Source organism: Oceanobacillus alkalisoli, assembly GCF_022213125.1.
GTDB classification, from domain to species: domain Bacteria; phylum Bacillota; class Bacilli; order Bacillales; family Amphibacillaceae; genus Oceanobacillus; species Oceanobacillus alkalisoli.
Genome location: NZ_JAKNRA010000005.1, coordinates 1 through 12,366, shown reverse-complemented (window position 1 = coordinate 12,366; position 12,366 = coordinate 1). Strand labels below are relative to the sequence as shown.

General features: G+C 41.3%; 13 protein-coding genes. 11 read left to right on the top strand and 2 right to left on the bottom strand.

Going from position 1 to position 12,366, the window contains the following annotated elements; all coding sequences use genetic code 11:
* Window positions 1-60: 60 nt before the first annotated feature.
* Complete coding sequence (locus tag L3V42_RS08550; RefSeq protein ID WP_235764001.1) at window positions 61-198, bottom strand: hypothetical protein; 138 nt, start codon at window positions 196-198, stop codon at window positions 61-63.
* A gap of 341 nt (window positions 199-539) precedes the next feature.
* Between L3V42_RS08550 and arcC the strand changes: the two genes are divergently transcribed.
* From arcC to mnhG, 10 genes are all read left to right on the top strand, one after another.
* Window positions 540-1,496 (top strand): carbamate kinase, encoded by a 957-nt coding sequence (arcC, locus tag L3V42_RS08545; protein WP_235764000.1) that lies wholly within the window; start codon window positions 540-542, stop codon window positions 1,494-1,496.
* Window positions 1,497-1,693: 197 nt separating this feature from the next.
* Window positions 1,694-1,906, top strand: a complete 213-nt coding sequence (locus L3V42_RS18505; RefSeq protein ID WP_310739864.1) for a hypothetical protein — start codon at window positions 1,694-1,696, stop codon at window positions 1,904-1,906.
* A 198-nt stretch (window positions 1,907-2,104) separates the two neighbouring features.
* Complete coding sequence (locus tag L3V42_RS18500; RefSeq protein WP_369412872.1) at window positions 2,105-2,671, top strand: amidohydrolase family protein; 567 nt, start codon at window positions 2,105-2,107, stop codon at window positions 2,669-2,671.
* A gap of 384 nt (window positions 2,672-3,055) precedes the next feature.
* Complete coding sequence (locus L3V42_RS08535) at window positions 3,056-5,473, top strand: Na+/H+ antiporter subunit A (protein ID WP_238471774.1); 2,418 nt, start codon at window positions 3,056-3,058, stop codon at window positions 5,471-5,473.
* Window positions 5,470-5,904, top strand: a complete 435-nt coding sequence (locus L3V42_RS08530; protein WP_238471773.1) for a Na(+)/H(+) antiporter subunit B — start codon at window positions 5,470-5,472, stop codon at window positions 5,902-5,904. The genes L3V42_RS08535 and L3V42_RS08530 overlap by 4 nt, the downstream gene beginning before the upstream one ends.
* A complete protein-coding gene (locus L3V42_RS08525) occupies window positions 5,904-6,242 on the top strand; it encodes a Na(+)/H(+) antiporter subunit C (protein ID WP_238471772.1) in 339 nt (112 codons plus the stop codon). Before L3V42_RS08530 ends, L3V42_RS08525 begins: the two co-directional genes overlap by 1 nt.
* Window positions 6,235-7,719: a Na+/H+ antiporter subunit D gene (locus tag L3V42_RS08520; RefSeq protein ID WP_238471771.1), complete on the top strand. Its 1,485-nt coding sequence runs from the start codon at window positions 6,235-6,237 to the stop codon at window positions 7,717-7,719. Before L3V42_RS08525 ends, L3V42_RS08520 begins: the two co-directional genes overlap by 8 nt.
* Window positions 7,720-7,724: 5 nt before the next feature.
* Window positions 7,725-8,207: a Na+/H+ antiporter subunit E gene (locus L3V42_RS08515; protein WP_235763995.1), complete on the top strand. Its 483-nt coding sequence runs from the start codon at window positions 7,725-7,727 to the stop codon at window positions 8,205-8,207.
* Entirely contained in the window at window positions 8,207-8,482 is a 276-nt protein-coding gene (locus tag L3V42_RS08510) for a Na(+)/H(+) antiporter subunit F1 (protein ID WP_235763994.1), read from the top strand. Before L3V42_RS08515 ends, L3V42_RS08510 begins: the two co-directional genes overlap by 1 nt.
* Window positions 8,460-8,828 (top strand): monovalent cation/H(+) antiporter subunit G, encoded by a 369-nt coding sequence (gene mnhG / locus L3V42_RS08505; protein ID WP_369412865.1) that lies wholly within the window; start codon window positions 8,460-8,462, stop codon window positions 8,826-8,828. Before L3V42_RS08510 ends, mnhG begins: the two co-directional genes overlap by 23 nt.
* A gap of 492 nt (window positions 8,829-9,320) precedes the next feature.
* Here the strand turns inward: mnhG and L3V42_RS08500 are convergent, their stop codons facing one another.
* A complete protein-coding gene (locus tag L3V42_RS08500) occupies window positions 9,321-11,498 on the bottom strand; it encodes a DNA topoisomerase III (protein WP_238471769.1) in 2,178 nt (725 codons plus the stop codon).
* A gap of 159 nt (window positions 11,499-11,657) precedes the next feature.
* Between L3V42_RS08500 and L3V42_RS08495 the strand changes: the two genes are divergently transcribed.
* Complete coding sequence (locus L3V42_RS08495; protein WP_238471768.1) at window positions 11,658-12,218, top strand: hypothetical protein; 561 nt, start codon at window positions 11,658-11,660, stop codon at window positions 12,216-12,218.
* Window positions 12,219-12,366 lie beyond the last annotated feature (148 nt).

The window sequence follows — 12,366 nt, the reverse complement described above, 5'->3', positions numbered from 1 at the left end:
GGTCCTACAGATTGACCTCTCTTTCTTTATCCAATTATCGGATATCATTTTCCACACACCTTATGATTTTGATTTTAGTTGTTCGAGAACTTGCGGATTTTTTAATAATTGTTCGAAACACTTCGGGCATGCTGTCGTATAGAGAACCTGTTCATCTTCCCGGATGATATGAATATGTTTACCGATATCTTTGCACATCTTTTAAACTTCCTTTCTAGCCACCCATCTTTTTACCTTCTTAAAAAACAGAAAGAATCCTGCCTAATAAATAGGTCCAAGATTCAAAAAAAGTAATGGATGATTTTAAATATTTTTAAAATACTATCACATTGTTGGTTAGCAGTCAATAGCTAAAAAATCAAAAAAATGATTAAGCATTAAAGGAATTTATGATATTCTATATCATAAAGGAAAATTCTCTGATAACAAACTCAGGGTGAAAAGTTGAATCAATAATTGGTTGTCAATGAGTCACAGTTCGGATTTTGTTAGATAAATTCGTATCCTACTTGGTCTCTTGGCGTAAAGGAGGAAACATAATGGGAGAAAGAATTGTCATTGCATTAGGTGGAAATGCAATCTTACAACCAGGGCAGGAAGCAACTTATGAAACACAATTTGAAAATGTCCAGAAAAGTGCCGAAGTTATTGCGAGGATTATTAATCAAGGCCATACGGTTGTTGTTACGCACGGAAACGGTCCCCAAGTAGGTAACATTCTAAGGCAAAATGAAGAAGCGAAGCATGTTGTTCCGGCAATGCCATTAGTTATTTGCAGCGCGGAATCTCAAGGATTCATCGGCTATATGCTTGAACAGGCATTAAGAAATGAATTACTGAAATTAAATAATGAAACTCCGGTCACTGTCATGCTTACTCAGACAGAAGTTTCAAGTGCTGATCCAGACTTTGAGGACCCTTCCAAACCGATTGGTGTCTTTTATTCGGAAGAGGAGGCGAAACAGTTGGCTTCTGACAAAGGCTGGACGGTAAAAGAGGATGCAGGAAGAGGTTGGAGACGAGTCGTAGCTTCACCAGAACCGAAGTCGATTATCGGATCTAGCACCATTCAACAATTATCAGAGATGGGGACAATCGTCGTTGCAAGCGGTGGTGGCGGTGTTCCGGTTGTGAAACAGGACGATGGAACGTATGAAGGAATCGATGCTGTAATTGACAAAGACCGCAGCGCCTTTAAGTTAGCAGAAGAAATTAATGCAGATCTGTTTATGATTTTAACCGATGTAGATAATGTATATATCAATTACGGGAAACCTGAACAAGAGATACTTACTGAAGTTACGTTGGAAGAAGCGAATAAATATGTAAGTGAAGGCCATTTCTCAGCAGGCAGCATGGGTCCAAAAATGGAAGCAGCAATCAAATTTGCCCAAACCGGCCAACGAGCCATCATCTGTTCCCTCGACCAAGCCGACCAAGCCATGCAAGGCAAAACAGGAACACAAATCAAACCAAAAGTGAAAGCACGTGTTTAGGAGCATCTGAACTGGATCGCGGTGCAGGAAGATAAAGGAAACACGCCGAACGCAGTGAGGCGATGTTGACTTATCAACCGGAAGCGCGGGAAGTTCAGAGAGCTCCTGCGTGCTTAAGCTAGAGGAAACCAAAAGCTCAAGCACGCGTTTGGGAGTATCATTCGCTTTTCCAAGAAACAAAAGGAGGAGCACTGACAATGGCGCTAGATATCGTAATTAAAAATGGAAATGTCGTATTGACGGACGGTGTTTATCAAGTGGACATCGGAATCAAAGACGGTTCCATTGCTGTAATAGCAGAAGATATAACAGAGGAAACAGAAGAAATCATTGATGCTAGCAATCAATTTGTTTTACCGGGAATAGTCGATACTCATGTCTTGCAGCCGGTGGAACAACAAGTTATGTAGAAATGATTCGTGAAGGAAGGACGAGTCTGGTGATTATGTTGATTCCCGGCCGATATTTACCGAAGTGGTAGCAGTTCAAAGGGCTTTGCTTTTTGCAAAAGAGACAGGCTGTAAGCTTCACTTTGTCCATATCAGTTCTTCTGAAGCAATCCAACGAATTGTAAAAGCGCGTGAGAGTGGTATGGACGTGACGGTAGAATCCTGCCCGCATTATTTTGCGCTTACCGCAGAAGATGTAGAGCAAATCGTTCCAAGGGCAAGTGTCAACCACCGCTTAGACGAACTCGAGATCAAGAAAAGCTGTGGGATGAACTGTTGGCTGGTAATATCGACTGGCTTGCTTCTGACCACTCGCCTTGTACGGAAGAACTGAAAGAAGGGAATATCTTTGAAGCCTGGGGCGGAATCAGCGGAGCACAGAACAGTGTTGATTTAATGTTTGATTTGGCAGTTAAACACCGTGGCATGCCTGTTCATGAATTTGCTAAACAAATCGCTGCAAATCCGGCCAAACGATTTCAATTACCTAATAAGGGTGCATTAGCTGTTACGAAGGATGCCGATATTATTTTAATCGATCCGAACCGCGAATATGTAGTCGAACGTGAAAATCTTTATTATAAAAACAAACATAGTGCCTATGAAGGGCGGAAAATTGGCTGCCGTGTTACAAAAACAATCGTCCGCGGAAATGTTGTGTATGACATAGAGCTGGGCATAGTCGAAAGACCTGTATGGGAATTGATTACTGGAAAGCAAAAATAGAACTTTGTCAAAGCCTGTCATAGCACAAACTCATCTTACTTTGCTAGTCGACAAAAAGAGATATGTTTAGCGTGTGAAGAAAAGTTTTTCGAATAAATTTACGGTTCAACCTTTATTTTTTTGGTAAAGTAAGTTAAACTATTAATAATCGAAAAGTAGATAAGTGCACCACCATGGAGGAGTCTGTCAACAAAGGGCGAATTATGCCTTTTTTCAGGCTCTTTTTTTATTTGGTATAGGTGAAAGGGTGAGTAGGGATAATAGTATGAGTAAGCGGATTAAAGGGAACGTTCTCAAATGAATAGTGCGATATCTTAGAATTACTAGAATACGGTGTCTAGATAAAAACTTATTAAAGCTTTCTAGAGAAAAGGAGGAATTTATTTGACACTCTTACATTGGGCTACTATTTCTCCCTTTTTGTTAGCAATATTTATTCCATTATTATATAAGTATTTCCGAAAAATACATACAGGTTGGTTCGTTCTTATTCTGCCGCTCGTACTTTTTATTTATTATTTTAACTATTTGCCGGTAACAAGGGACGGGGGTACCGTTACGGAGCATGTTCCTTGGGTCCCCTCACTCGGGATAAACTTTGACTTATATGTGGATGGTTTAAGCCTCTTGTTTGCCTTATTGATAACCGGTATAGGTGTGCTTGTCGTTTTATATTCGATTTACTATTTAGCAGATAAAAAGGAGAAATTGAATAACTTTTATGTCTATCTTCTCTTATTTATGGGTGCGATGCTTGGAGTCGTCTTATCCGATAACCTGATTGTTCTTTATGTATTCTGGGAAGCTACGAGCATCTCTTCCGCACTCCTGATCAGTTATTGGTTCCATCGTGAGAAATCGGTATATGGAGCACAAAAGTCGATGTTTATTACCGTTTTCGGCGGCTTAAGCATGCTTGGTGGATTCTCGCTCATTTATGTGATGACTGGGACGTTCAGTATTAGGGAAATTATCGCGAATGTGGATCTTGTCACGGCAAGCTCCTTGTTTATTCCAGCAATGCTCTTCGTGTTGCTTGGTGCATTTACAAAATCAGCACAGTTTCCATTCCACATCTGGTTGCCCGATGCTATGGAGGCGCCAACTCCAGTCAGTGCATACTTGCACTCAGCTACAATGGTTAAGGCGGGAATCTATCTCGTTGCTCGTGTAACTCCAATTTTCGGTGGCGGGGCAACATGGTTCTGGATCATTACACTGGCAGGGCTTACTACATTGATTTGGGGCTCTGTTCAAGCAGTACGGCAAAAAGACTTGAAATCAATTTTGGCATTTTCCACAGTCAGTCAGCTTGGAATGATTATGAGTCTACTTGGCGCTGGTTCGGCTGCTTATTACTTTAATGATGGTGATAACCTGCTCTATACGACAGCGATTCTTGCTGCGGTATTTCATTTAATAAACCATGCAACCTTTAAAGGAAGTTTATTTATGGCAGCTGGAATTGTAGATCATCAAACGGGAACGCGTGATATTCGTAAACTCGGTGGGTTGATGACGTTCATGCCGATTACGGCAACGATTTCCTTGTTCGGCCTTGCTGCGATGGCAGGAATTCCTCCGCTAAACGGTTTCTTGTCGAAAGAATTGTTTTTTACAGGGATGGTTCAAGCTTCCCAATACGGAATTTTCAATTTGGATACGTGGGGGATGTTCCTTCCGATCATTGCTTGGATTGCGAGTATATTCACGTTTCTATATTGTGCCATTCTATTTTTTAAAACATTTCGTGGCAAGTTCCAATTGGAAAAGCTCAATGTCAATAAAGTACGTGAAGCACCATTTGGCATGCTGATCAGTCCAATTGTTTTAATTACACTCGTTATTGTATTCGGATTGTTCCCGCATATCTTGGCATATTCCATTATTGAACCGGCAATGCAATCCATCCTGCCAGGAATATTATCTGCAGGAGAACGATTTGAAGTATATATCACGCATTGGCACGGGTTTAATTTGGAACTCTGGATGACGATTGGTGTATTTCTTATCGGGATTCTTCTGTACCGTACGATGAGCAAGTGGTCTAAGTTCGGTTTTTACCAGACGGAGCAGGATATCTTCAACTATGTCTATGACCAAGGTTATGATGGTCTGATTAAAGGTTCGCAAGTGATTACAAGAGCGCAAATAACCGGTAGATTACGGGATTACTTTGTTTATATGTGTGTGTTTATGGTGCTGCTCATTTTTTATACGATGTTCAAGTACGATGGATTTATGCTGAGTACGGATAATTTATCACCGGTCGAACCATATATGTGGCTTGTCCTCATTGCTTTCGTTGCATCGATTGTCGCTGTCCCGTTCATCAATAATCGGATGACAGCAATCATTGTAACAGGTGCGGCAGGTTATCTTGTCGCCATTATGTTCACGATATTCCGTGCACCTGATTTGGCACTCACCCAATTGCTCATTGAAACGGTGTCCGTTATTTTATTCATGCTCGTCTTTGTTCATTTACCTAAACTGAAGAAAGAAAAAATAAAATCCTCTACGAAAATCGTTAATCTGATTGTATCGATATCTGTTGGTGCAATGATTACCTTAGTGTCCATTAGTGCCTTTGCATTTGGTAGTGAAACTGGATTTTCGTCGATTCGAGAATACTTTATTGAAAACTCGAAAGTACTTGCAGGTGGTTACAACATTGTTAACGTTATTCTTGTTGACTTTCGTGGATTGGATACAATGCTTGAGATTCTCGTGCTGGCTATTGCCGCACTCGGGGTCATCTCATTTATTAAACTCAGATTAAAGGAAGGTGAAGACGTATGAGGAAAAGCCCGGCAAACAATATGATGCTCCAAACAGCCATGCGATATATTACTATTATCGTCTTTGCTTTTTCTTTTTATCTTTTTTTTGCGGGGCATAACTCCCCGGGTGGAGGATTTATTGGTGGTTTAATGACGGCAAGTGCATTTTTAATTTTGTATCTTGCCTTTGATAAAAAAATTATGAAAAAAGTAATTCCATTTGATTTCACGATTCTTATCGGGATCGGTTTGTTATTTGGGGTAGGAACTGGTATTGCAAGTATGTTATTCGATTATCCATTTCTCACCCAGTTCTTTGATTATTTTCATATTCCATTCTTCGGTGAAGTGGAATTGACAAGCGCATTATCCTTTGACTTAGGAGTATACCTCGTTGTAGTCGGAGCAGCGATGTCAATTATTTTAGTGATTGCGGGGGATGATGAATAATGGAAATCGTAATGTCAATTGTGATTGGAATTGTTTTTGCAGTAAGTGTGTATCTACTGTTGTCAAGAAACTTAATCCGGGTCATCCTTGGTACATTGACTATTTCACATGGGGTGCATCTGCTTTTAATTACGATGTCTGAATTGCAGCGAGGTGCACCGCCGCTTTTAAATATAGGAGAGGAGAATTTCACAGATCCTTTACCACAAGCACTTGTATTAACAGCGATTGTTATCGCATTTGGGGTGACCTCGATGTTGCTTGTGATGGGATACCGGACATATAAAGAACATAAAACAGAAGATCTAGATCAATTAAGGGGGTCTGCTGATGAGTAACATAATCATACTCCCGATCATTATTCCGTTTATTATCGGGGCTATACTAATCATATTTGCTAAGCATCACAAGCTCCAACGTGTAATTAGTGGGTTGACATCAATCGTCCTGCTCCTTTTCGCTATTTATTTAGCAGTTCTCGTTTATGTGGATGGTATCATTGTACTTGAAGCAGGGGATTGGCCAGCACCGTTTGGAATCGTGCTTGTCGCAGATATGTTTGCGACCTTGATGTTGCTACTTACGGCGATTCTTGCTATAGCTTGTTTATTTTTTGCTTTTAAAACAATTACACCGAAAAGGGAAAGATTTTATTTTTACCCATTTTACTTTTTCCTGCTAGTTGGAGTGAACGGTGCATTTCTAACTGGTGATATTTTTAACCTGTTTGTCTTTTTCGAAGTATTGTTACTTGCATCTTACGGTCTGATCGTCCATGGCGGTACGAAATACCAGCTCCGTGAATCTTTCAAATACGTTATTATCAACGTATTTACTTCAGCGTTATTTGTTGTTGCGGTTGCTTGGCTGTATTCGGTGACGGGAACGCTCAATATGGCACATCTCTCGGAACGGGTTGCTGAGCTGGAACAAACAGGGGTCATCAATACGATTGCGATGATGTTCTTTATCGTATTTGCAACAAAAGGGGCTTTGTTCCCGCTTTATTTCTGGTTGCCGAAATCATACTTCGGTCCACCTGCCGCAATTGCCGCTTTATTCGGTGGGCTCTTAACGAAAGTCGGAATCTATGCCATTATTCGTGTGTTTACGTTGATTTTTTACCATGATGCAGGATTTACACATAAGTTCATTATTACGATTGCGGCCGGGTTTACGATGCTGCTCGGGGTACTAGGGGCTGTATCACAGTTCGATTTTAAGCGAATCTTATCCTATCACATCATCAGCCAGGTCGGTTACATGGTGATGGGGCTTGGGATTTTTACTCCGCTTGCTGTTGCGGGAGCGATATATTACATAGCGCACCATATGATTGTTAAAACAGCGCTCTTCCTGTTTGAAGGAGCGGCTAAGCGTGTAACTGGCGTAAGTGATTTAAAGCAAATGGGTGGATTGCTTAAAACCCATCCATGGCTCGCTTGGCTCTTCTTTATCAGTGCTATTTCCCTTGCCGGGATCCCGCCGTTTAGTGGGTTCTTCAGTAAGTTTCCGATTATACTTGCTGGTTTCCAGGAAGGACAGTATGTAATTGCCGGAGTAGCTTTATTAGTTGGTTTACTAACCCTCTTCTCGATGATGAAAATCTTTGGTTACGCGTTTTGGGGTAAACAGAAACATACCGAAGAGCAAGCGAAAATCAAGATTGGTAAATTACTTGCACCAATCGCACCGCTTGTCGCATTAACAATCATCCTTGGACTAGCTGCTGAGCCGATGTTCCAATATTCATTAGAGGTAGCGGAGCAAATTATGGATCCACAAATCTATATTGACTCTGTGCTGAAGGAGTAGGTAATATGGCATTTCAAATTTTACTCAATATATTAATCGCAGTGCTATGGATGTTCTTACAAAGCAGTTTTACACCAGCGAGCTTCGTATTCGGCTATCTGATTGGTATCCTGATTCTTTACTTGATGAGGAAGTTTCTCATGGTGAAAGTTGACCTGCGCAAAATAAGGCTTTGGGCTGTGGTGAAGTTATTCTTCTTGTTTGTCATAGAACTAACAAAAGCGAATATCGATATGGTGAAAGTTGTGTTAAAGCCGCAGATGGACCATCAGCCTGGAATTGTCGCCGTACGCACGAAGCTCAATACGGAGATCGAAATTACACTGCTCGCGGCTTTAATCTCGCTTACACCGGGAACGGTTTCGATGGACTTTTCGCCCGATAATAAGACCATTTATATTCATGCCATCGATGTTCCAGATGAGGATGAGATGATAGAAGATATTCATAATAGCTTTGAACGGGCGATTATGGAGGTGACGAAGTAATGTTTACGATTATTGTATATACAGTGCTTATCGTCATTATGATTTCATTACTTATCTTTTTAATCCGAATCCTCATTGGTCCGACGGTAAGTGATCGGATAGTCGGACTTGATGCGTTTGGTGTGACGTTAGTCGGTTTCATCGGCATTATTATGATCTTGCAGGATACAATTGCTTATTCTGAAGTCGCTCTCGTGTTAAGTATCCTTTCGTTTGTCGGAACGGTCGCCATGTCCAAGTTTATTGAAAGGGGTGCTGTATTTGACGACGACTGAAATCATTACTAGTTTCTTCCTCATCGTAGGTTCTTTCTTCACTTTTCTAAGTGCGATTGGGGTAATACGGCTGCATGATGTGTATAGCCGGGTTCATGCTGCTGGGAAGAGTTCCACATTTGGAATGATCTCTCTCATGATTGCAGCTTTCATTTATTTTATTCCAGAAGGGATCTTTAATGTTAAGATTCTATTGGCGATATTATTTGTCTTTATGACAGCTCCTCTTGGTGCTTTACTTATTAATCGATCGGCTTACCGAAATGGTGTTTCGATGGAGAAAAATACAGTGCAAGACGATTTAAAAGAGGAATATAAAGATGAGAAGCTGGAGTCTAGTGAATAAATACGTTATTCAAATAAACCCTGTATTGGAAAAATCCGATACAGGGTTTATTTATGGTTTAATGGGACAAAAGCTCTGACCCTCTGTCCCAGTTGCGGCGAGACATGGGGGGTCAGAGCTTTTGTCCTTGCATAGGTAACTATAAAATAAAAAAATTGTGGATAACTAAAGTTACTAGCGCTAGCCATGTCCGCTCTGCGCCCAGCAACTAGCAGATCTTTTAGTGGGACGAGCAATGCGCAGTCCCAAACTTCACACTTCTTCAATCGATAAAGAAGACTTAGCCGTTTGATCTTTGTGAGGCTTAGTCGCCCTTATACCCTTGTGGTGAAAGTCAACATCAACTCAAAGAGGAAAGGAAGGCCGACTAAGTACGGGCCAAGGCCCAACTCACGTCTACCCCCTAAAGGGGCATGTTTCCTTTATCTCCCCCTCGAAGTGCTCCAGTTTGTACGTTGCTAAACGGGCGCTTCCGCCTTTGTCCCATTTGTGTTACTTTTTATCTCTAAGTTTTGCGAGCTGTTCGGCGAGGGCGTTGTTTTTAAAGCCGTCGTCCTGGTTTTTAAGGTATTTGTTGACATCGCGTTTCGATACTTTATGTTTTTTCTCATGTTGCTTTCTTTTATTGAAGGTAGAAAGTTTTTCACGGTGTCCGCAAGAACAGGTGAAGATTTGGCCCTCACCTTCCCCGCGCAGTTCCAACCGTTTATGGCAATTCGGACAGCGGGCATTGGTGCGTTTGGCGATATTTTTCTTATGTCCGCAGGAGCGATCTTGACAGACGAGCATGCGCCCGTGTCTGTTTCTCACTTCAAGCATTAATTTACCGCAGTCCGGACATTTTGTGCCAGTAATATTATCATGTTTGAATGTCGCGTCATTTGCTTTGATTTCTTGAATAATTTCTTTCGTGTAATCTTTGATCTCAGCGATAAATTTATTTTTGTTCAGTTTTCCGTCGGCTATTAGGCTCAACTTCTGTTCCCATTCAGCCGTTAAAGCAGGAGAGCGCAAGTCTTCTGGAGCGAGATCAAGCAATTGTTTACCCTTTGGTGTGATGAAAATGTGTTTGCCCTTTAACTCCATATATTCACTGTTGAAGAGCTTGTCGATAATATCAGCTCGGGTTGCGACCGTGCCGATTCCACCTGATTTTTGTAAGGTGCCTGCCAAATGTTTTTCATCTGCATCCATATAGCGGACTGGATTTTCCATCGCTTGCAGCAAAGCACCTTCCGTAAATCGTTCTGGCGGCTTTGTTTCACCATTCGTTAAATTGAGGGTGAAGTTTGTGAATGTATCTCCTTGTTTTACACTTGGAAGAGACTGATTATCAAAATCATCTTCGTCAAAACTTCGGTCGTAAAGCGTTCTCCAGCCTTGGTTTTTAATAATTCTTCCGTTTGCTGTAAAAGCTTCCTCGGAAATTCTCGCATGAATCGTTGTTTGTTCATATTCATAAGGGTCCATTAGGACAGCTAAGAACCGTTTGACGACTAAATCATAAATGCGGCGTTCCTTTGCATCGAGATTTGACAAATAGACCGGCTCTTCTGTAGGAATAATCGCGTGGTGATCACTTACTTTCGCGTTATCGACAACTGATTTTGGCAGTCTTTTAATTCCTTTTCTAAGAATCGTCTGGGCAACGCTTGCGTATTGATCGATTCCACATGCTTCAAGCCGCTCGTTCAGGGTTGGGACAATATCCGTTGAGATCACCCTTGAATCGGTTCGCGGATAGGTCAAAACTTTATGGCGTTCGTAAAGACTTTGCATAATCGATAAGGTTTGTTTACCGGAGAATCCGAATAAGCGGTTCGCATCACGCTGCAGTTCGGTTAAATCATAGAGTTGCGGCGCGTATTTTTTCTTGGCTGCCTTATCGATTCGGTCAATTGTTAATGTTTCTCCCTTTAAAGACTGGAAAAGTTTGTCTGCCTTTTCTTTCTGGAAGATGCGAGTATTATTCTTGTCATCCCGCCATGTATACGTGACGCCACCCGTAACTTTCGCCTGTAGACCATAGTATGTTTTCGGTTTAAATTCATTGATTTCTTTTTCTCTCGTCGCCACCATGCCAAGTGTCGGTGTCTGCACCCGTCCAGTGGATAACTGAGCATTGAATTTCGTTGTGAGTGCCCGGGTTGCGTTCAAGCCAACATACCAATCTGCTTCAGAGCGAGCAACCGCGGAGTCGTATAAATTAATATATTTATCACCTGGCTGCAGTTTCTTGAATCCGTCACGGATTGCTTTATCTGTGACAGAGGAAATCCATAACCTTTTAACCGGTTTATTGACTCGTGCTTTATCGATGATCCAGCGGGCAACAAGCTCACCTTCACGTCCAGCATCTGTTGCAACGACAATGTCTTTCACATCTTTCCGGTTCAACTGGCTTTTAACGGATTGAAATTGTTTACTAGTTTTCTTAATGACGACTAATTTCAAATGGGGTGGAAGCATTGGAAGATCGTCGAGTTTCCATGTTTTATATTTATCATCATACACTTCCGGATCAGCGAGCGTAATCAAATGACCGAGAGCCCAAGTTACAATATATTTGGAACCTTCCAGGTAACCGTTCCCTTTTTTATTACATTGGAGAACACGGGCGATGTCACGGCCGACAGAAGGTTTTTCAGCTAGTACTACTGTTTTACTCATTTGTAAAATCCTTTCTTCTTGTAAAAGATATCTCTTCTTACTTTAACATAAATGTTTGTTGTTGGTTACTATATAACGCAGCGGGAAATGAAACTTAATTCGCTTTGTAAACGTCTTATTATGTAGCGTGTTTTATTTTTACAGAGGAGGGCTTGCTGGATGAAAGTGAGAGTTGTGCTATTCTGCTTCCTTTTTATACTCGCAGGCTGTGGGGCGGTAAATGAAGTGACGAATGAAGATGTAAAGGACTATAAAGTTAAACAAACGTTTGATGAAACAGTGGAGGATACTTTTGTATTCCAGCTTGTAAGCGCTAAGGAGGAATATGAAGCAGGCGAAAAGATCGAACTGTATGGAGAGATTACTTATACCGGAAAAGGAGAGATTAAGATTACGCACGCTTCGTCAGCGATATTATTTGAGATTAAGGAACAGGTGCGGGATTATGTGGTTCCGTTTGCTGTGCAGGAGATTGGAATTGAGACAGAGCTTGCGGGAGGAGAGGCGTATCGGGAGAAGTATTTAAAGCAAGGAGTCTTTTCTTTTGAACTTGAGGATGAGCAACATGTGGAGTTTATCGAGGATTTTAAAGATAGATGCGATTTTCCTCCGGGATACTATACGGTTAAAGCGACTACTTCATTCCATGATGGTAAGATTCTTCGGGAATTGGAGACGGCGGTAGATTTTAAAGTATGGGCAGAAAATGAAGAAAGATGAACGGAAGTGGGACAAATGCACTGTGATATGCTCCCTTTATAGTAGACAGAGAAATAATAAAAGATCTCTACTACTATAAAGGGAGTTTTTATTATGTCTGAGAAAGTAATGAAACACACATTGGATGAAAGGGTTCAAGCTGTATTGT